Raw genomic sequence first — 21,464 nt, 5'->3', positions numbered from 1 at the left:
TTCTTGCGGAGCTATATCACATCATCGCATCGTAGGTGTGTATTCATTGTCGGAGCTCAAGTGTTGTCCACTCTGCCCTGCATTTAGCACTTGCACCCACAAAGGGGAATGTTGTCCTGAATGTCCCTATTTTGATCCTGACGACTCGGTCTGTCTGGCTCCAGAAATAGAGAAAGCACGTGCCCGTGCATCGAAAAAAGCACGCACCAAAATTGAGATCTCAGATGACGTTGATCCCGAAACCTTTCTCTTTGAGGACGATGAGGACGAAGAGGAAGAACCTACTCGAGGCAATGCTATTGATTTTGAAGACGACTTTGAGGAAGAGAGTAGTGACGACTTTGACTGGTAAAGTCACCTCGACTTCATGGAGATGGTGGTAGAGCAAAGAGATTGTAGAAATACAATCCCATGAGGAAGAATGCAATAATTACTAAAATCGAGGCATTCATCACTAACCAGCCTCTTGCAGCATTATTGGAAATTTTGAATGGTCCAAATGAGCGAATACCAGTGGGAGCCTTGCTATGAGGGTCAGACGCACGCCACACGATCTCAAGTGGACTTGAGCTGCTCGGGAAGATATCAAGATACAGATGACTTGCATATCCAAGAAGGAATAACGCTGTGATATAGTACTCGAGTTGCACACCAACTTGGAAGGAAAGATTTGCTGCGATGGTCAGTGTGACATTGACAAGAGTCATGAATGTGATCAGTAGAGGAAGTATTGCCGAATGGAAGACAAGGTTACGATGCCGGGATATGCCCAGTAGAGGAATGTCCCAGTCAGGAACCAAAGCGCCAAGAATCATAATCAGTGCGCCCATTGTTAGGGAGAGGGATCCGACTATGGGGATACCAGCTGTCCACATATAGTATCCCGAACCACCAAGGGATCCAATACTGAAGAAGACGAACGAGAGAGCACTAATAGCACCCTTATTGCTTGTTGTTCGCGTAGCACTATCTTTGTGTGGAGCCTTAACGTAGGCAATTGGAACGGTTATGATCATAAGGATCACACCACCTGCTAAGAAATACGATAGCAGTTGGGTGAGGCGACCAACATCAGATGACCAGACACTATACCCAAAGATCAGGGAATAGAGGAGCACATAGAGAGACAGTGCAAACATCATATGTGATAGGCGATTCATGAGATTCCACCAAATATCTAGGAAATATCCGAATCAGTCTATGTGGTTGTAGGTCTTATCTCTTTTTACGAAGTCCCGGGAACCAGTATTGAGTGCTCTTGGAATAGCTTCTCTGCATCTTGGCCACACCTCGCTCCACCAAGAGATCAAGCACAACTTTTGCTCTACTCTCCGCCCAACCAAGACCAACAACAATGTCCTCAATCGTAAGCTGTCCGTTGTTCTTTGCAGCTAATGTCAGGACATCACGCGGATCATCCGTGAGTGCAACAGGAACAAACCCGACAATCTTGGTCCCACTCTCCAATGTCGATAGGCCTTGAATGATACCCTCTTTAGTCAATGCCTTCAGAACGTCATCGACCTCAGTTGGTGTCGTATGCCAGCCCAACTGATCCAATCTGACAAGGAGCTCTGAGAAGAGCATGATGCCACCACTATCATGAGTGTCCTCGCCTATACGCAGTATTATCCGACGCAGATCATCTGCACGAGCCTCCCCTTTGAGAAAACGCTGCATCATGCCGCTCTCACGTCTTGCCTGATCAATCCACACATCAGGATCATAGCCCATCTCACGGAGAAGATCAGCAAGGGCAGAACGATAAGAGGGGACATTGAGAAATGTATCACCGTGCTTTTCAAAAGCTATACTCAGTCGCTTACGGATATCAGCTATGCGCTCAGCTCGACGTTCTAATGTGTCGATACTTCGAGCAAGTAGTTCTTCGGGATCAAGTGGCTTCATTATGACGGGTACTCTGTACTCTCCAGGGTTTCGAAGGGTAAGCTCTATCGAGCGTTCCTTAAAATCATCAGCCACGATTGAACCGGAATAGCTGCTACGAGGCAAAGAGAGTCGAATAGTACCTTGCGAGTCGGAACGGGCGGTCATCGGACCAAGGGTCAATAATGCATTAGAGATAGGATGCCCCTGCTCATCAGTAATCTGAAATCTGACCTCACAGGTTGAAGTGGATCCTGTCACAATGGTCGCATCGGTCACAGCAAGATGACGCTCTTTAAACTTGGAGAGGAATTCGGTGAGATTCTTGACCGCCGCCTTCGATGCAAGACCATCAGCACGTAACAGATCTGCTCCATCCCGAAGAAGATGACGGGTGAATTTGACAGAGAGGATATTGGATGACTCTGCTGAATCTCGAATAAATTTCATTAATGCAACATCTTTATCAATTCGGGACTCGATTCGATTCATCAGTTCCATGAAGATGCCTTCTGCAGAAGAGAAGGGATCGACAAAATCGCGTCGCCGACCAGCACGTTGAGCAGGATTCACGAATCTGAGAGGGGGAACTACACGAGTCTCAAGAACCCCTTTGCGGCTATATCCAATAATTATGAGGGGGAACATGAGAGTCCGGGTGGTACTATCATCAAGACGAAGTTCGTGACATACTATGGATGATGCCAACCCTTGAAGTACATGAAAAGAATCTAGAACATTTGTTGCGCGTTGCTTGAAGTCTTCCGCAGCCGCCTCAAGGGTCTTGGATAGGTCGTCCGTAGACGTGAGGATATCAGAACGGCGCGTCTTATCCTTGAGAAGTGCTTTTCGTCGTGCCTGAAGTTTGAGTGCAATCTCATCGTACGTTTTACTCGTGGGGGATGTTGCCTGTAATCGTGATTCCAGATACTCTATATCACGCTCAATGTGAGCAATTCGATCTTCCAGTTTGGTGACAGTCCCTTGGATAATAGAAGGGGCTTTTGTGATAATATCCGATACTGTTGTGACAACTTGCACCAGAAGTTTTTCAATGATCGAAATTGCCTCAAATGCCGAGAAACAATCTCGTACTGTTGTAAGAGCTGTTTCCATCGCTTCTGAACCCACAGCCTCTTGCAACATGACCGCATATGGTTCGACATCTTTTCTACTTGGCCATCGGGCCAATTGAGCAACTGCTTTGAGAAGATTACCAGATAAGAGCCCCGGAACTGCTGTATCATTGGATAGATCAAATCGCTCGAGCTGAGAAGTAATATCCTTCAGAAGACGCATTGCGGATTGCGGATCGCGGAGAGTCCCGACCTGTTCAGCAAACTTTGAGATGTCAGAGATCTTAGGAACTGGCACCCTCTCAGAAACAAGCCCAAGGGGCTCGGTCATTACAACTCCTTTAGCGCTTGGCACACTCGTGATGCGAATCGGAAGGTATGCTTTGACTATAAACTGAATATCACGGCCATCTCTTTCAGCCAGCGCCTTGAAAACAATTGATGCCAATGTATAGTCCTCGGGAATGGCCTGCTCAAGAGATGTACTCCCTGCCACATCCAGAGTACGAATTGCAGTCATCGGTACAATCGAGTCAGTTGTCGTTGGGCCCATCATGAATCCCATATTGAAGATGAAGGTAAGCCTTTTCACACTTTCTGAGTTGAGCTAAATAGTGCGTAATGATGTGCCCGACTCAACAAGATATCCTTAATCCGTACTGCAAGTTCTGCGGGCAGTACAAGGGGATCGGGCCTTGCACAAGGGACACCTGTAGAGAACTGTGGGCAGGCAAAGAAGAGCCACCACCATCATCAACTGTACAATTGCCACAGTCACTAGAATGTGAGGCGTGCGGGCAAAAAGCAGTAGTCCAGTGTTCAAGGTGCGGGAGAGCCTATTGCGAAGACCATTTCATCAACACTACACTCTCAAAGATAACCTCCAATGAAGAGCATATTTGTATATGTGGGATCTGCGGAAGTCTGGTCTGCGAATATTGCTGGATACTTGATGAGGAAAAGGGAATTGTATGCATCCAGCATCACAGAGTAACATCGTGATACTATAGACGTAACACGGAATAGTTTTATGGTATAGGGGACATGACTAGATTGGGGCGTTGCATGCCAGCCGCAGTATTCGTAATCCGTTTCGATGACAAACAGGGATTTCTAGTAGCAAAAAGATATCCCTCAACATTCAGTCTAAATGAGAAACTACTGAACCTTGTCTATTACAATCATGTTCAGGGCGGGTCAGTAGAACTACAGCTTCACGAAATAGAAGAAAAACGAATGGTCACGTTCGGAACAAAACAGCATCCGGGGTGGCTTGTCTGCTTTGTTCTTGCAATGGAAGAAGATTTTGGCCCCAATCAGGAAGAATTTTCAGCTATGGGACGGCTCATGCTTGAACTTGCCGTAGAAGATCCCAATCTATTAGATATCGGCGACATCATTCGTAATCGCAGTGGTATAACAGAACCCGCACCAGAACAAATGTGTGCAAGTATCTTTTTGACTCCATCCTCACTCTTGTTACTCGAACGCCTTCAAGAGAAAGGAATTGATCGCTCAGCAGCTCTGTCGGTGTGGTTGAGAAACCAGGTTCAGACAGAAGATATTGACATCCTTAGAGCAATAAGACCATTAATGGCCTCAGACATTGTACGTGTCGAGGCCGTTGAGAAAAAGGAGGTCGTCTTTCTGCTGAGAGATGTTTTTGCATTCCGATCGCCACCGGTCGAGGCGCTCCGGTATACACAAGAGAATTTACCCGAGCTCTATGAGTCGTATAAGCATAGTGTGAAAGAATTCTTCTCACCAGACCCTCCAGCCAAGGGATACAACCCGACTCTCCCGGCAGATGACCCCAACGCACCAATTATTGAAGACAGAGAAAAGTTGGCTGCGCTCCTCTCTAAGAACCTGACGTATGCAGTACTGAACCAACTTCGGACTAGACCAATGCAATTAAAGGAGATCTGCACACAGACGGCACTACCAGAATCGGTGGTAAACAAGATCCTGTGGACTCTTGAGGCCGAACGAGTTGCAATCAGTACTAAGAGCGGCTATTGGCTCTTGGTGTCGGACCCAATAATAGAAACATTCATGCCGGAGTATGCACTGCCAATTATCAAACAAAGGTTCGCCGAAAAGGAAATAGGGCAGGACATAGTAGGAAGATATCTTGAACTCCTCATTGAGACTTGGAGCGAGACATAATGATCAGGGGAATTTACATCCTTAACAGTCTAAGCATGGTGTATTCAAAAGAGTACTCTGAAAACAGCCTTACAGATAGCTTTATCGAGTTCTTTGTGAGTCTCGCCCAGTTTCTCCAAGCAGTACAGATTGGTGAAAGTATCGAACACATGAATATTGGATCATGGAGAATTTTCTATGCGACACGAGAACCTTTCACATTCATCATCTTTGCAGACAAGGCAGATGACATGACTCAAATCGAAGAGCGATTCGGTCAACTTATTGCGGTTTTTATGAAAGACTTTGCAAATCTTGCAGCCGCAAATCAACCGCTCACCGGTTTTGACGAGAAGGTTGACGAGATCGCTGTCACCATGGTCAAGGTGGCCATCCTCGGATATGCGGGGGTCGGTAAGACAACCACATTACACCTGTTGCGTGGTGAAACCTTACCACTCATTCACGACCCAACAATAGGCGTCAGCATCAAAAAATTACCAGAAGAAGTTGAGAATGCCAACATCGTCTTGTGGGATCTCGCAGGACAGGCACGCTTCAGTATCCTATGGGCAAAGATGATCGCAAACGCCCAAGTGGTCATCATCGTCACTGATAGCACCCTTGAGAACGTATTGCGAAGCAAGAAACTGGTGTCCCTTGTGAAAGAAGAGGTCCCAGATGCACGAATCATTGGGATTGCCAATAAACAGGATCTACCGACTGCCCTGACACCTGAGAGAGTAGGTCAAATTTTAGGAATACCCACATATGAGCTGGTGGCAATCGATATATCATACAGGGACCGGCTAATACAGATCATCCGGAAAGCAATCTTAGAAGGAAAGAGCGACAGTAAATAAAATTAATAACCATTTGCAGGTCAAGGTCACATCTATAATGCATATTACTGCCGTGGCATCATCTTTAAAAGATAAACTCGGGAGATTCCGCTGAACCCCAACAGAAGATACTAGGAGAGTCACTAGAAGTGAGCAAAAAGAAATGGGGAAAGAGCGCAGCACGACACGAAAAGATCGTTCGTGATGCTATTCCAAAACCTGAAACTCTTGAAGAGATTGATAATTATATTTCAAAGGCCCGTTCTATTACCGTGTATGATATTGCACATCGGTTTGGGATTCGGCTCAGTACTGCACGTAAACTTCTCCGTGAGAAAGAAGCACAGGGAATGATCGTGCCATATATTCGTGAGAGCGGATTCGTTGTCTATACAACCCCCAGCGAGCTGGAGAACAAAGATTCCAAACCCATTGTCATATCAGATGTTCTTGAAGAAGTTGCAACATTCACACCTTCTGAAACATTCCTTACTGATGAGATGGAAGCAGAATTGGCTCTTGCGGCAGCCGAAGCCATCCGCGCAGTAAAACCATCAAAGATGATGCGACGACGACGCGAGGCTGGTACCAAGAAGGAACGTGCCAAGGATCGTCGGCCAGAAGTCATTGTTGAACCACTTGAGAAAAAGGAGACCGAGGTCAAGGCCGAAGAGAAACCCAAGAAGAAGACCACAAAGAAGAAGACCGAGGTCAAGGCCGAAGAGAAACCCAAGAAGAAGACCACAAAGAAGAAGACCGAGGCCGAGGCTGAAGAGAAGCCTAAGAAGAAGACCACAAAGAAAAAGGCTGAATCGGAAAAGGCCGAAGAGAAACCCAAGAAGAAGACCACAAAGAAGAAGTCTTCAGAATAGACTATGCAATAGTAATCTTTGCACTTCATATTGAAGGTGACTCTCTCTAAAGAAGTGAGTCGGCGTAGATCATAAAGAAGCCGACTCATCACTCTGCTTTAGTGCATTCCCAAGTTTCAAGTTTGGATGTTGCCAGTACCTACCACTACTGACTGAAGATCATCACACATGACCTGAAGAATCCAATGACTCGTAATAACATGACTTCGCAGAGATAAAATCGTACCCCAAAATAAATAAAAATGAGGCGAGATTGATACTCACTAAAAAAGACTCTTGCCCGTCACGATCGCGCGTGACGGACAGTGACCAGCATTACTTGAATGCAGAAGCGGCAACACAGGACAATAAATCATTGACACTTATGCGATGCCTAGTTTCTTCTTGAGATCTGCGATCTGCCGTTCAAGATCTTCAATCTGCTTTGTGAGGTCAGACTCTTTCTGCTTGTATTCCTCTTCGGGAATATATCCGCGCATATAATCAAAGCGCAGATCAGTCAATGCCGCTTTGAGCTTGTCCAACTTTTGCTCTAATACTTCAAGCTCAGGTGAGGTTGCTGTTTCTCCAGCTGCAGCACTGTCAACAGATGCGGCCTCTGGCTCAGGAGGCGGAGCTTGAGGTGCCTCTGTCTTCTTAGGCGGCTCAGGAGGGGGTGTTGGCTCTGGCTTAGGAGGCGGAGCTTGAGGTGTCGCAGGAGCAGATTTTCCTGTGGATGCTGCTTGAACGCTCTCCATTGATTCCATATTACGCCGGAGCTGCTCTATTTGATCTGCAATCTCACCAAATGCTTGATTCATTGCACTGTTGATCGATTCTTTCATGCGTGCGAAGTTCTCAGCAAGCTGATCCGCCAGTTTTTTGGTCTCTGACACTTTACTGGCAAAACTCTCAATTGCCTTCAACTGCTCAAGTATCTCAGTAATGTTTAGGTCCATGAATAGTCACCTAGCGCTTAGGCCCTTACCTTTGTATTCTTCGAGTTATTCTTAACCTTTGTCGTGATGTGCATGGAATAAATGCTAATTATAAGAAGAGCAAAAAAGTCTTCGTCTTACAGTAAATTTCATTTGCGTGTGCCCAATCAGTTGTTTGATGATCAGATGGCATCGCTCGACCAAGTCGGTTTTTTCACGCTTTAGGGACATTGCAGACTGCTGCTATCCCGAATTAACAGAATGGTCGATATCAATTTGTACAGGACGAATTAGAGCCATCGGAGATGCCACGTGGTCAACAGGATCAAAATCGCTCCGAATCAGAATCAATAATGAGGTCATGCGTTGGCCGGATCCTGCAATCATCGGCCTTCTTGCACACGAACTGAGCCATCCAGTTGTAGGAGATACTCAACAGGCCGAATATCGGACCGATTGCGATGTCTTGGAGAGAGGCCTTGCTGTGTATCTTGCCTTCGAACGTGCATACATAGGGAGATATCATGATGACCGACTGAACCATGAAGACCGGTACCTAGGTTTTTTGTCTATACGAGAGAAGATATCCACTAGAGAGTGTGGATGGCTTGATCGCCTACTTGGTGATTTTGGACTAGTACCTAGCAGACGCCCAAGAATCTATGAGATACATGATGTTGTAGGCACCATTGCTGACCGAACAGAGCATTGATGCCGAAACCATACTCGACAAGAGAGAGGAAATATATTATTCTTTACGGTGTTTGATCTTTAGTTTTTGTTCCACCTGCACTAGACTGCTAGGCGGAATATCTTCATTAATAATGCAGCCCGGAGCAATAAGCGAGTTCTCTCCAATTCGAATAGCAGGATAGATAGAGGAGTTAACTCCAATGATAACACCATCCCCCACAATAGATCCAAATTTGCTCATGGGAATCTGGACACGCTGATCATTGTATTGTAGAAAGAGGGACTCGCTCCCTGGACGCCAATTCCACATCTGTGCTCCCGCCTCAATGCAAGTATCAGCCCCAACTATCGAATCCGCAAGATAGGTCATGCGCCCTACATTCACTCGGTCAAAGACCATCGAGTTACGGACTTCTACCGCATACCCAAGATGAACACCTTCACAGAGACTTGCATAATCTCGTACAAGAGAATTATTCCCAACATACACACCCTTGCCAATATACACGGGCCCACGAAGAGTGGTGCCTGGCCGGATAATGCTCTCTTCTCCAATGTACACGGGACCTTCAAGTACTACATTCTTATGGATCTCAGCCGATTCTGCAATGAATGTGCCGCGCCCACGCAGAATCCGATCCATCACAATCCGGTTCGCCTTAAGAATATCCCAAGGCCACGTAAACTCTGCCCACTCACGCTCCCACACTGTTGCTGTAATCTTTTTGCGTTCTGAGATCATTGCTTCGATTGCCAGCTCCATTGTATCATGTTTGAGGAGATAGTCAAAGATCTCAGTCGTGAAGACCGTTACACCACCAACAGCATAATTACTGACATAACGATCGGGACCACCTTTCTCAACCATTCGTTCGACAATACCATTACGTCCAATCTTTACGGTACCAAACTGCTCTGGATTGGGAACCAAAGTCACTAACATTGTGACGTCGGCATCCATATTTTCATGATTCGTAAGAGTGCGCTTCACCATATCGGGCTCGACAAGTACATCACCGTTCACAAGGAGAAACTCAGTATCTGAATCGATCTCCTCACGAGCCAACAACATAGCATCCTCAACGCCCTTCTGCTCATGCTGAACGATATAGCGAATTCGCACATCAAAATCGCCACCCTGCTGAAAGAAGGTCATTATCTCCTCACGACCATGGCCCACAATCATTACTATGTCTTTGATCCCATTCTCCCTGAGACTCTCAATAATATATTCCAACACAGGACGACCTGCGATCATCAACATAGATTTCGAACGGTTTGAAGTAATGGGACGCAGACGATTCCCACGTCCGGCGGTCAAGACAAGCGCTTTCATTTTAGCACACATGTCAAATGCATGCAGTCAGAAGCAATAAACCTTTAGCAAGTTGCGTCATTTTGGAGGCTCCAGACTGAAGTAAAGTCGCTGTTTTTTGGAACCTACATTCTTCGTCTTTCCCAGTCGGATCTTGCCAATCTCCCGAGTGTTGGCAACATGGGTTCCTGCACAGGCGGCCGCATCATAATCATCGACCATGACAACTCGAAACTCCGATACAGTAGCAGGGACCATCTCCAGATAACGCACCTGATACCCCTTTTCCCTCAAGAACGCAATCGCTTCATCACGAGGCATGAACTGAATCGTCACATCAAGATTCTTGGCAAAGATTTCGTTTACACCAGCCTCGACTTCGCGCTTAAGCTCCTCAGTAAAATGATCAATCGGATGATAATCCGCACGGCTCCGTCCCGGCTTGATCATGTTCCCGTAGGTCTCAAGCCCGTGATTGATCTGTAGATATCGTGAAAGAACGTGCTGTGCAGTGTGAAAGCGCATGCACTCATAGCGAAAGTCCCAGTCTAGTTTACCATGAACTGTGGCGCCAACTTCGAACGGTGGATTCGCGTCAAGAAGATGAAAGATCTTTCCTTCGCGTTTCTTTGTGTCAATCACATGGACCTCCGAGGTCCCATCTGACAAGACCCCGCGATCACCACTCTGCCCGCCACCTTCAGGATAGAATGCTGTACGGTCTAAGATGACATACCCATCCCCCAACTCGATAATCTTCGCATCAAATTCTTGAAGATAATTATCATGCATGTGCAACAGTTCGGTCACCATGACCACCTCATAGACCCATGGACTTTTTCTTCCGACGCCATTCATCCACTGCTAGATCTTGGGCCTGCTTCAGTTCATCATCGGTAAGCGAGATACCAGGTGTATCCACACTGGCCTCAATAATGATCCGCACTCCGTCTTCGGTTGTCTCTTCCATAATGCCAGATAAGATTGCTTCAGCAATGACATCACTGATACCACAGTCTCTGAGAAAGCGTGCCAAGGGCGTGTACGATATTGGGACATAACCCGAGTCCATAGAAGGCTCAAGCCCTGCTGCCAGCATGCGTTCCACAAACAATCTTGTGACAATGGCTTGACGAGATTCCACCTCCAAGTCGGGCAGGCGCTTTCCCTTTTCGATAGCCTTTTGCATCTTCTTCACTTGTTTGATCGCAGGGTGTGCACGTTTCTTTTTCCCGAAGAATGGCAAACTCTTTCACCGCCTCAACTATGAGTGCCGCATATGTTTGTTCGCAAGCATTGCGTCAACTTTAAGTTTTGCGTGAAAGGCTGAACGTAGTGGAACCGACTGGTGTAATGCAATAACCTCAAGTTTTACACTGCTAACCACATCTATGAGCAATGGTGCAATAGTCATGAGTACTCGAAAAAAAATACTCCGCGATCTAAAAGAGGGCCGCATTACTATTGATGAGGCCGAAAAAAGACTCAAGATGTGGTCTTTAGGCAAGGTCGAAGAGTTTGCATTGCTCGACTCTCAGCGCGAGGAAAGATCCGGGATACCTGAGGTCGTCTATGGAGCGTCCAAATCAATAGATCAGTTGATACAAATAACGGAATCAATGTTGGAATCAAATGGCTATGCACTTCTGACACGCTTGGATGAGAAAAAAACGGTCGCATTAGAAGCCCAGTTTTCAGACCAAGTTGTAGAGATCATGGGTAGTGGAGAAATTCACACGGCCATTATCAGACAGAGGGACTGGGAACCACCAGTCATAGATGCAAAGATAGCAATCATAACTGCGGGCACCTCAGATATCCCCTATGCTTGTGAGGTCGAGGCTGTTGCTTATGTGATGGGCGTCAAGTCACTGGTCTTCAATGATGTGGGTGTTGCAGGAGTACACAGACTCATCAGACCACTTCAAAAGATAATTGAAGAGGATGTGGTTGCAATTGTTGTTCTTGCGGGGATGGAGGGTGCCCTTCCAACATTCATCGCATCACTGGTAGATATTCCAGTAATAGGGGTACCAATTCCAACGGGATATGGTTTCGGAGGAGAAGGAGAGACCGCCCTGGCTGCTATGTTACAGTCATGTGCACCGGGGATTGCGGTTGTCAATATTGGAAATGGAATTGGTGCTGGGGCCTTTGCCTGCCTGATCGCTAAAAAGAGTGCCTCACGGCGAATAGCATAGGTGTCTATTTCTTCTGTTTTTGCCACATCGTAAAGTGTTCGCCCTTAAGAGAACGCTTGCGCTTAATCAATACCGCGCGTAGCAGATATTTAATGGCATCATCAAGAAGCTGCTCCACCGCACTCTCGGTGAGGTCAACCCATGGTTGTTCGCCCCGCGACCGAAGTGCCATCAATTTCTTCAGTAGTAATTTACGATCCACAGCCTTCGGTGCAGCCCGCACAATGATTCGCGCAACTGGCTGGATGTGTTCGGGTAGCGAAGAAAGAATCTTTGGATCAGCAAGAGAATATTCGCGCTTTGAAGTCGAGTAGAATTTAGCATTATATGGCTGCAGGCCCAACTCAGTTCCACGTTGCCAAAAGACAAGATTTGCATCTTCAAGCTTGGAGAGATGATCGTATATCGTTGGCAATTCCACATTTCGGACCGCCGCTAATTCCTTTGCAGTAATCCCCCTACCGTTATCACGTTCGAACGTCTGTATCGCATTCAAAGTCGCCATCAATACCCTAGAATAAATGAGTGGATCACTGGTCTCTTGAGGTACACTACTATTGACTGCCTGCTCTAGGTTCTCAATTCGATTTGCAAACTCTACAAGTGTCTTTCTAATTTCTAAAAGCTGCTTATTGACACTATCCAGAGCAGAAATTACTTCCAGATCATTTTGTTTCTCACTCAATTGAACTCACTCATACTATTGTAAGGTTTCCTATAAATAACTTCATGTATAATCTCATAAAGTTATCGTGCGGGGACGTATCTTTCTGATCAGCGGATATTCATCATGTACCACTAACAATCGTGTTTTTAGCAATATTGTGTACAGTGTCAAGATAGACATCTACAGCCTGTAGCAACTGATCAACAAGAATGAATTCATTGGGTTGATGTGCCTGTTCTATCGACCCGGGACCAAGAATAACATTGACAATCCCTATTTTTGGTTGTAAGACGGAACAGTCAGTCCCATAGGTCGCTGCTGTGATCTGTGGACGTGAACCAACAACTCGCTCAAGAGCACCAAGGGCCGCATCAACAATAGGAGCATCCGAGGGAGTGATGACTGCGGGCTTACCATGAAGGTATTCGACACTCACGTGATCAGAGAGACCCGCCTCAGTCAATCGACGACGCATCTCAGCAAGAGTACCCTCGATGTCCTGGCCCTTGACAAGACGCATATCTATCTGAGCCTGACAACTATCGGGTACCACATTTATCTTGACCCCACCTTCAATCATGCCAACATTAATGGTGGGAGCACCCATCAGCTCGGTGTCCTCAAAAGGATAAGGAGTGGCAGTAAGAACTCTCAAAGCGTCAGTACAAAGAGTGATTGCATTAAGTCCCTCTTCTGGTCGAGACCCATGAGCTGCTTTCCCACGTGCCACAACACGAGTCCAGAGCATACCTTTTTCCCCAACCAGTACCTTCAGGTCGGTCGGTTCAGCACAGACCCCAAATGGGATTCCTTCAAGCAGACCACTCTTAGCCACGGCCTCCGCCCCTGAACAACCACTCTCCTCATCAGAGGTAGCAAGCATTACAAGAGGAACCTTGGGATGCTCTTCTACATATTGGATCATTGTCTCTGCAAGTGCTGCAACCGGGCCCTTCATGTCACAGGCGCCACGCCCATACAGCCGTCCATTGTGAATCTCACCAGCAAAAGGATCGTAGTCCCAGTCCTTAATGTCACCTACAGGAACCGTGTCCATATGACCATGAATGACCAGAGGCCCAGTTTCACCCTCGTGAGTATAGAAAATCAAATTGGGACGATTCGAAGAGCCTACAGATTTACAGGCAAGTCCATATCCTTCCAGATGCTCGCGCAGTAACTTTGCAACCTCCGCCTCGTGACCCGGAGGATTTTCGGAGTTCGTAGCAATGAGTTCGCGGGCAAAAGCAATGATTCGATCTCTGTCAGCACGCATGAGCGACCACAGTTGTGATAGACTCACAAGTACCTAAGAAGGTATCTTATGGTACGTGAATGAAGTTCATTACGTATAAAAATAATAAATGAGGCCTGTTCACGTACAGACCTCGAATCTGCTTAAAACGAGTTCAATAGTGCGATCAACTTGCCAAAATATGATTACGATTATAGACATTAACGCTCTCATCATCATCTGCTTCTTCGTCGTCACCGTATAACCATGCGTCCACTCGACGCGTGACCCATGCAATAGGATGCATTGCTCGTTTCTTGTTCTCATACTTTATTGATGGCAAAGCCAGAAATTCCTTGATCCAGTCCACGGGAAAACTTAACCAGTCCAAAACATGGGTCGTCGGGTAATCTCCACGAAGCCATTTCCTAAAATCATCAACATATGGTACAAAGGACCATGGTAGTGTTGTTGTCCAAGTGCTGCCATCTTTTAACTCAAAAGACCACATATCCGTCATCAACTTTCACCTCGACATCGTAAAGGGGGACTTCACTGAATCGTAGATCGCGCTGCAATCTCAAGTAACAAATCTGTTGAAAATAATAGTAAATAGAATATGTTCCCCCAATATAATATAGGCAAATTTACTAATAAAATTGCTTGTGCTCCATTATCACAAACCGTCAATCTCATTATGCTGAACAGAATTCATTTGAGATCAAACTCAAACTTGGAGCAGAACCGCCCTTAGATTGTACATATATATCCAAATGCCCTTTGCGATGTTGGTCGATGAAGCAGTTATCCCTGGCCGAGCACTATGCGATGACGATCCAAGAGCAGGCTGAGACCACCTTATTTTCACAGAACGTCTATTAAATTGGGGGGTGCCCCCATGCACTCCCCATCCGACTAAAAAGGAGCCGAGATTGGCAAGACCTGGTGAGAAGACCTAGCTGGGCGACGAAACCAATCGGGAAATCCCCTTCGCCCCTTGAGAATGTCGACAGGTTTCGTTCTCGTGTGTAAAAACTAGTTTGTCCCTCTTCATATCTACCGAATAAGTGCTACCAGCAAGAACTACCAGCACAGGATCTCCTCTAACAAATTTTCGGACTCTGCGACGCAATTTCCATGAGGGTACTCGGAGGTTAAGTGTGCAGGTCTCAGCCATTTGATCTCAGCTCCACAAGTGCGGATGTTGGCGTTGCTCGTAAGAGCGACTAACAACTATGGGTACAGAGGAATACTGAATATATAATAGGAACGAATAGCGTCACTGGCCGAAAACTCGATGGAGAAGCCTATTTGAAGGCATTCTGCATACCCAAAATGGTATGCGATGACACGACCTAAACATATACTCAAAATATAGTCCGGAACTTGGGGGTTTACTTAACAAACGGACATCTCAGTCAGAGGCCTCGTCCAGACCGGATGAGGATTGCATTCCAAGAATGCGAACGGATATGCGTCCATTAATCCTAGAGATAACTATTGATTCATCATCAACGTCCATCACTAGTTCATCTCCATCAGAAAGAATCTGATCGGCACCTGATGCGATGACCGTATCAAGTATATTTTGTAGTCGAGTGCCATAGTCATTATCAGGGTTCATCATTGTCACCAATGCGGAATACTACAACCTCGCGGAAGAGGATGGGGGGTTAGTCCAACAGCAGAACAAAGTACAATATTACTTTTGCTCATACATTTTGAAAAAGTAAAAAGCAAACAAGAGAAAAAAATGAACTTTTTCTTAAAAAAAGGTAAAAGAGCCGTAAAAGGCTCTTCTGACTATTATGGATTGTATGCAAAGGGATGCCTTGCGGACTCCTTTCGTGCCACGATTTCCGTTGTAGAGGGTCGCCCCTCAATAGCGCGACGAAGCGCAAAACGAGTTGCACGGAAATTATTGATGTGGACACGACGAGCATTGACAGCCTTTGGATGAACAAAGACATTCACTGCGATTGCAATGTCCGGGAGCAGTTCCTCAGGAAGGATGCGATCGGTAATGGTCCGTGTGATGGCATCGGCCACTGCTTTTTGAGCAACATCATAGACAAGAGCTTTGTGGCTCTCACTGGTAATAGTCACAGTAGGAGCAAAGACAGTCGTTGGCTCAAGATCCTTGATAATCGTGGAGGGGTGGAAACCATCAATGATCTTACCAGTGTCTGCGAGCGCTGCGGCCAGTGGCCCCTTCTTGAGTCCCATCACAAGATCCACATGTGCAACCTCCAGATTACCTCCGGCAAGAGCCTCACCATGTAGAAGTGTCAGGTCGGGAATCTCATCAGGAACTAGGCCGATGGCCTTTGGGTATGCCTCGGCAACAATTGACCGGTCTGGTGTCTTGAACGTCACAGGACCGCGTTTGATCAATTGCATATCCTCTAGACAGGCACGGATCTCATCTATGTCCTCATAGCTTAGAGAATCACCTTCGAGCAGCGGCATTCGCGCCTGACCAACTGGAACGCCCATCATATTCAGAGCCGCCTTGACAGCCATCCCGCCACCCTTATTGACAATGATACGAACGGCCTTCTGAATACTTCGCTGGAGAAGATATGCCTCTTTGAGATCGCCCTGCGCAAGAGCGTTCTCCATCTTGATATAGCGATTCGGAAAGATATTGGCACTGGCAAGAATAGCACCATCGCAACCAGCAGCAAGGGCAGGTAAGGCAACCTCATCATGGCCCACAACGACTTGGAAATTCTCGGGCTTGCGCACGAGTATCGTCGTGAGATTGACAAGGTTTCCACTAGAGTCCTTCATTCCTTCAATGCCATCAATATCACGAAGACCATCAACAAGAGTCCAGTGAATGGGAACGCCAGTCACCTGGGGAATGTTATAGATGAAGATAGGAATGTCACTATTGTTTGCAACCTTCTGATAGTGCTCAAAGATCTCTTTATTGGTGGGCTTGAGAAAATACGGGGACACTACAAGCGCAGCGGAGGCCCCGAACTCAGCAGCTCGACGGACCAGCTTGATAGCATCATTTGTATATGCAGCACCACACCCTGCGAGGACTGGAACACGACCCCTCGCGGCTTCACAGGCAATTCGGATAGCCTCGACCTTTTCATCAAAGGTCATATTCGTAAATTCACCAGTTGTTCCACATGGCACTATCCCCGTTGCACCAGCACGGATCACATAGTCAATGAGACCCTTAAACTGCTCCTCATTAACACCATTCTCATCAAATGGGGTCACAAGCGCAGGATATACTCCTTTGAAACGATATTTCTCTTCCATGACATTCACCCCCAGACCTCAGCAAGGGCCTTGGTGACTGCGTCCTCTGCAGCAGCAGTGACAGCCCGTCTGTCTCGTGTATTCAAGTCCACATCAAGAGCGATGATCATCAGGCTTGAATGAATCTCTTCTTGTGAAATCTTCCCGGCCTCCAAAAATCCCGCAATCGCCTTGGCCGTACCGGACTGAACAGGACCGTAAAAGAGTGAGGCCTGTCGAAGGGACTTGATCGGGCGGGCAGGAAGCATAATGCTCGAGGGCCTGACCGGAAGATTTGGCTCAAGAATCACGCTTAGCGCTTCATATCCTATTTTGGCCCGAGTCAGAAGACGTACAAAAGCAAGGGCCAACAGGCTATTCTTCGCATCGACTGCGACTGCTGCCGAAACCATATCATTTGCGGCAGTCCCGTATCGCGCAGAATCTTGCGGGCTATGCATCAAGTCAGACGTTTTAAGATCAGTAAGTGATACGCCAAACTCTTTGAACAGATCAGCCATATTGAGATTCTTGGTGATGGGAGGATGGTTCAGTGACTCTATGAGCCCAAGTTTCTCCAGTTCCATACGAATCTCATCCTTGAGCTCGGGCGTGAATGTGCCACCAGAGTCAAGAGGCATCCGGGATTTCCCAGCATTAATGCCCATCATTCGCAGAGCAGCCTTTGCTGGGGGAGCACCACCATGCCGTGTGATCAGTCGTGAGAGCGTCTGGACAGAATGCTGAAGATTCATTGCGCCCTCGAAATCACCCTTTCGAACCTTGTCCATTATCTCGAGCCAGATGTGAGGAATCACATTCCCGGAAGCGAGAATGGCCGCCTGAGCACCTGCTGCAACTGCTGAGAGGAAACATTCGTCATGACCGATCAGAACTGGCAGTTTGCCTTTCAGTTTCTGAATGAGTTCCATTGTTGCGGGGATGTTCCCACTGCTATCCTTGACTGCAACAATGTTATCGATCTGTGCCAAGTCTTCAATGACATTTGCATTCAATGCGCCAAGAGTACATTGCGGAATATTGTACAAAATGATTGGAAAGTCTGTTTTGTACGCCACCGTCGCATAGTGCTCGTAGTAGCCCTTGTCAGCTGGCCGAAGATAGAATGGGGAGATGACCAGTGCGGCATCACAGCCAATATCCGCTGCGTACTTGGTCAGTTCAACAGTGGCCTCCGTACTTGTCTGTCCGGTCCCAGCGACAACAGGTACTCGACCATCAGCATACTCTACGGCAAGACGCAAGAGCTTCTTGCGTTCTTCAGTGCGTAAATACACAAATTCGCCAGTTGTACCTCCGGGTACAATACCAGTGGCACCTTTGTCGATCACGTAGTCAATTATCTGCTTGAACCCGTCCTCAATGATGTCACCATCTTTTGTGAACGGAGTAACGAGAGCAGGCATGACTCCCTCAGGTACAAAACGTCTGCCCATTGGAATTCACCTGTACTACATCCAAGTGACGGGCCACATCTCGTATATAGATTGTGCCATATTGGAAAAATAGTTTCATTACGAAACTATGCTCTTAAGGTGATGAGCAGATACATTCCACCATGAACGACTACATCATCTGCCTTACTACATGTAGACCACAAGACGCGAATCGTATCGCCACGGCACTTGTGGAGCAACGACTGGCGGCATGCGTCAATATCATCAAACATGTATCAAGCATATACCGCTGGAAAGGAAAGATCGAATCGGATACGGAAAGCCTCCTGATAATTAAGACCCGAAAAGAAATGGTCCAACGTATGGAGTCTAGCCTCAAAGAAATCCATCCATATGAGACCCCTGAGTTTGTGGCCATCAACATTGCCAGTGGTGCTGCCGATTACTTATCGTGGATCACGGCCACTCTCGAACCGCAAGGCGACTAAGCAAGATTAGCCCGTCGTGCGGCATAGACGAGAGACTCGTTGAACTGCTTGCCAATGAGCTGTGCGATCTTTGGACCAATGACGTTATTAATCTCGCCGGGGAGTAGCTTGGAGAGATTGGTCTTGGAAGTGATACGTCCCTGTTTCTTGAGCGTACTGATTTCCCGCTGAACCAACGAGCGTGCCTTATCCCATGGGACCGGGGTTGCCTGAGACCCCATGAGGCCCTCTTTGATATCGGAGAGAGCATGCATGACAAAGACTGAGAGATTATCCATGTCATCAGCCACTCCTTGGAAGGCCTTACCGTGATCTGGACAGATGCCATCTTTGGGCGTGGCACCGCATTGCTTACAGATAGGGCGACCTCGGTTCGTCTGAATATAGAAGGCCAAGAGGTTTGCACACTTCATATCATCATTAGGGCCCCACTCGAGACCTTTAGTACCAACACGACCGATCACACGAAACACTGTGTGCGACTTTGTGTAGATGAAGTTGAGGACATCAAGGTTCTTGCGCCGCTTCTGGATGAACTCCTGCTCGCGAATCTTGGCCTCCAATGCATCCTCTTCGCGTTTTGCCTTTGCGATACGTTGCCGGATGAGGAATCTATGCATGACATCGTAAGCAATTGCATAGTTATCAAACTCCAGGTCGGTCAGCTTGAGAGGCACATCAACAATACCCTCAAAGACAGGACTTGGAGTTGCATCGAGTTCATCACGTGCGGCAGTCAGGCTCTTGTTAGACAGACGCGCATGGAGCCATGAACAGACCATAGGAGCATCAAGATCAGGATGCACACATTTCATCTCATATATTCTCATTGAGAGCAGATCGATCAATATCTCTTCACGAAGGAATTGAAGTTCGGTCTCGGTCTCCTCATAGATACTCTTGAGCACAGCACGAATTCGTAGCATATCATGCTTTGATCGAAGATAGGTCTCAACGACCCGGGAAACATTTGTCATGACACCAATCATAAAGTACCAGACAAGATCCAGACGAAGCGAGGCGATCGCCTCTTTGTGTACTCGTTGCTTGACCATCTCAGTACCAGAGGTTGCAGCTACTCCAGAGACCTCCCCACTCTTCACACGATCTCGAAGCTCTAACAAGCGTTTCATCTCGTCAGGTGAAGGAACGCGTACCTTCTTTTTCAGTTCGGAGAGAATCTGTAGTTCCAAAGCCATAAGGGTCGTACGATCCTTTGTGAGAAAATCGAGTTTGACCTTTTCAAGTTCGGAGGCTCTGAGTCCACGAGACCTGAGCATTCCCTTGACGGGGCCTTCGAGCTTTTGCTCGATCTTTTCAAGAGACCGCATGGACCGTTCAATATACTCGAGATCATCAGGCGAGATGGTTTCACCGTCCTCACCCGAGACGGCCTCATCAGTGTCCTCTTCTAACAGACCCTTAGCCAGTTCAAGGGGGTCACGAACCCCTTGAGAACGCAGAGATGCTTGAACATCCTGCTCAGGAATCCCTACAAAGTGGCTTATTATTGCAAAGGCCTGATTGGGACTTTTCTCAATAGCACTTGAGAAGAGCGTGGAAACACGATGCATAAGCATGGTCTCAAGTTCACCCAATGTTGTAGGCAAATCAATATTTTCTTCCAGTAGATCAAGCAGGTTAAGACGGATTTTGTGTGCGGTCTCCATCGCTTGAAGATCCCGGACCGAGATGAAGCGGGACCATGTTGCACTGACAATCGCATCAATAGTATCAGCCGAGAGGTCATCAGGATCAATCGGTTGCGGGAAACATCCGAGATGCCCACGGAGCCTCACAATCGCCCGTTTAAGAGTGGAAATCTCAATGATCTCTTCTTCATGCTCGCGCAAGAGTTCATCACGCAGTGTGAGGGCGGACTCCTTCAGACCTGAGGACTTGGCATAGAGTTCTTTTCGTGCCTCTATACCCCAGCCAGTTATCTCGTTGATGAAATCGATTGATGCGTTCGGAGAATAGTCTGTAGGAACCTTTCGAAGATAGTCCGTGATCTGATCCTTCAATCCATCTGGTGGAGAGGGACTGTTCTTCATCGTATTGAATTTGGCACACAGGTCAATGAAGAATTCACTGACAAGATGAGCAATATCCACCTCCTCCCTGAAACCATTACCAAGCAGTTGCCGAATCTCCAATTCCAGCTGCCTGCGTTCTTCCTTTTCCAGATCGGCCTTTTGATCAATAGAGGTGGTTGTCGATTCGTGTTTGGGACTGAACAGACGAAGCCCATGATAATTGAATACATAAAAACTGGCAAAGAAAGAGAGAAGCCCTTCCAATGGTCTGGCATCACCAGCAATTGATGCGAGGATTTGTCTATCACGTGTACTTCGCATATGTGCAACGAGTGCCTCCCGTAGGAGAATTTCTCTTCCGGCCTCATGCATCTGTGGAGTCTTTAGTAACCAAGCGCTCGACATTATA

General features: G+C 47.0%; 20 protein-coding genes. 7 read left to right on the top strand and 13 right to left on the bottom strand.

The annotated features are described in order from the left end of the window. Positions 1–46: 46 nt before the first annotated feature. Positions 47–352, top strand: coding sequence for a hypothetical protein (locus K9W43_03595; GenBank protein MCF2136302.1), 306 nt, complete (start codon positions 47–49; stop codon positions 350–352). 13 nt (positions 353–365) lie between these two features. Here the strand turns inward: K9W43_03595 and K9W43_03590 are convergent, their stop codons facing one another. Next, the gene (locus K9W43_03590) at positions 366–1,160 is read right to left on the bottom strand and encodes a hypothetical protein (GenBank protein MCF2136301.1); all 795 of its coding nucleotides are present in this window, start codon (positions 1,158–1,160) and stop codon (positions 366–368) included. Positions 1,161–1,215: 55 nt separating this feature from the next. Further along, a complete protein-coding gene (locus K9W43_03585; protein ID MCF2136300.1) occupies positions 1,216–3,555 on the bottom strand; it encodes an EAP30/Vps36 family vacuolar-sorting protein in 2,340 nt (779 codons plus the stop codon). 473 nt (positions 3,556–4,028) lie between these two features. On the opposite strand from K9W43_03585, the gene K9W43_03580 reads away from it, so the two are divergent. The 3 genes from K9W43_03580 (at position 4,029) to K9W43_03570 (ending at position 6,825) form a co-directional block, all read left to right on the top strand. Continuing rightward, complete coding sequence (locus tag K9W43_03580; protein ID MCF2136299.1) at positions 4,029–5,132, top strand: hypothetical protein; 1,104 nt, start codon at positions 4,029–4,031, stop codon at positions 5,130–5,132. After that, a complete protein-coding gene (locus K9W43_03575) occupies positions 5,132–5,974 on the top strand; it encodes a GTP-binding protein (GenBank protein ID MCF2136298.1) in 843 nt (280 codons plus the stop codon). The genes K9W43_03580 and K9W43_03575 overlap by 1 nt, the downstream gene beginning before the upstream one ends. Before the next feature lie 128 nt (positions 5,975–6,102). Continuing rightward, positions 6,103–6,825: a 40S ribosomal protein S25 gene (locus K9W43_03570; GenBank protein MCF2136297.1), complete on the top strand. Its 723-nt coding sequence runs from the start codon at positions 6,103–6,105 to the stop codon at positions 6,823–6,825. 362 nt (positions 6,826–7,187) lie between these two features. On the opposite strand, the gene K9W43_03565 is transcribed toward K9W43_03570, so the two are convergent. Continuing rightward, entirely contained in the window at positions 7,188–7,763 is a 576-nt protein-coding gene (locus K9W43_03565; GenBank protein ID MCF2136296.1) for a hypothetical protein, read from the bottom strand. A gap of 157 nt (positions 7,764–7,920) precedes the next feature. On the opposite strand from K9W43_03565, the gene K9W43_03560 reads away from it, so the two are divergent. Continuing rightward, the gene (locus K9W43_03560; GenBank protein MCF2136295.1) at positions 7,921–8,454 is read left to right on the top strand and encodes a hypothetical protein; all 534 of its coding nucleotides are present in this window, start codon (positions 7,921–7,923) and stop codon (positions 8,452–8,454) included. Positions 8,455–8,490: 36 nt separating this feature from the next. On the opposite strand, the gene K9W43_03555 is transcribed toward K9W43_03560, so the two are convergent. From K9W43_03555 to K9W43_03545, 3 genes are read right to left on the bottom strand one after another with little or no spacing between them, the layout of a single operon-like run. Next, on the bottom strand, positions 8,491–9,771 hold the full coding sequence (locus K9W43_03555; GenBank protein ID MCF2136294.1) for an NDP-sugar synthase: 1,281 nt from the start codon (positions 9,769–9,771) through the stop codon (positions 8,491–8,493). A gap of 57 nt (positions 9,772–9,828) precedes the next feature. Continuing rightward, positions 9,829–10,563 (bottom strand): alanyl-tRNA editing protein, encoded by a 735-nt coding sequence (locus tag K9W43_03550; protein MCF2136293.1) that lies wholly within the window; start codon positions 10,561–10,563, stop codon positions 9,829–9,831. A 7-nt stretch (positions 10,564–10,570) separates the two neighbouring features. Beyond that, entirely contained in the window at positions 10,571–10,996 is a 426-nt protein-coding gene (locus tag K9W43_03545; GenBank protein MCF2136292.1) for a hypothetical protein, read from the bottom strand. Positions 10,997–11,162: 166 nt separating this feature from the next. Here K9W43_03545 and larB point away from each other — a divergent pair, with 166 nt between their 5' ends. Then, complete coding sequence (larB, locus tag K9W43_03540; GenBank protein MCF2136291.1) at positions 11,163–11,951, top strand: nickel pincer cofactor biosynthesis protein LarB; 789 nt, start codon at positions 11,163–11,165, stop codon at positions 11,949–11,951. Between the two features lie 4 nt (positions 11,952–11,955). On the opposite strand, the gene K9W43_03535 is transcribed toward larB, so the two are convergent. The 6 genes from K9W43_03535 to dapA (K9W43_03510) form a co-directional block, all read right to left on the bottom strand. Then, the gene (locus K9W43_03535; GenBank protein ID MCF2136290.1) at positions 11,956–12,636 is read right to left on the bottom strand and encodes a helix-turn-helix domain-containing protein; all 681 of its coding nucleotides are present in this window, start codon (positions 12,634–12,636) and stop codon (positions 11,956–11,958) included. Positions 12,637–12,739: 103 nt separating this feature from the next. Beyond that, a complete protein-coding gene (locus K9W43_03530) occupies positions 12,740–13,894 on the bottom strand; it encodes a M20 family metallopeptidase (protein ID MCF2136289.1) in 1,155 nt (384 codons plus the stop codon). Positions 13,895–14,039: 145 nt separating this feature from the next. Then, positions 14,040–14,372 (bottom strand): hypothetical protein, encoded by a 333-nt coding sequence (locus K9W43_03525; protein MCF2136288.1) that lies wholly within the window; start codon positions 14,370–14,372, stop codon positions 14,040–14,042. 894 nt (positions 14,373–15,266) lie between these two features. Then, positions 15,267–15,479, bottom strand: a complete 213-nt coding sequence (locus K9W43_03520; protein ID MCF2136287.1) for a hypothetical protein — start codon at positions 15,477–15,479, stop codon at positions 15,267–15,269. 179 nt (positions 15,480–15,658) lie between these two features. Then, positions 15,659–17,134 carry a 4-hydroxy-tetrahydrodipicolinate synthase gene (gene dapA / locus K9W43_03515; GenBank protein MCF2136286.1) on the bottom strand — a complete coding sequence of 492 codons (1,476 nt, stop codon included), beginning with the start codon at positions 17,132–17,134 and terminating at the stop codon, positions 15,659–15,661. Positions 17,135–17,139: 5 nt separating this feature from the next. Continuing rightward, a complete protein-coding gene (gene dapA / locus K9W43_03510; protein MCF2136285.1) occupies positions 17,140–18,570 on the bottom strand; it encodes a 4-hydroxy-tetrahydrodipicolinate synthase in 1,431 nt (476 codons plus the stop codon). Between the two features lie 122 nt (positions 18,571–18,692). On the opposite strand from dapA (K9W43_03510), the gene K9W43_03505 reads away from it, so the two are divergent. Further along, positions 18,693–19,019, top strand: coding sequence for a divalent-cation tolerance protein CutA (locus K9W43_03505; protein MCF2136284.1), 327 nt, complete (start codon positions 18,693–18,695; stop codon positions 19,017–19,019). Here K9W43_03505 and K9W43_03500 read toward each other — a convergent pair. Further along, a complete protein-coding gene (locus K9W43_03500; GenBank protein ID MCF2136283.1) occupies positions 19,016–21,460 on the bottom strand; it encodes a hypothetical protein in 2,445 nt (814 codons plus the stop codon). The two genes, K9W43_03505 and K9W43_03500, sit on opposite strands and share 4 nt — an antisense overlap. Between the last annotated feature and the right edge of the window lie 4 nt (positions 21,461–21,464).

Source organism: Candidatus Thorarchaeota archaeon (assembly GCA_021498125.1).
In the GTDB taxonomy this organism is placed as follows: domain Archaea; phylum Asgardarchaeota; class Thorarchaeia; order Thorarchaeales; family Thorarchaeaceae; genus B65-G9.
This window is presented reverse-complemented; position numbering and strand designations above follow the sequence as displayed.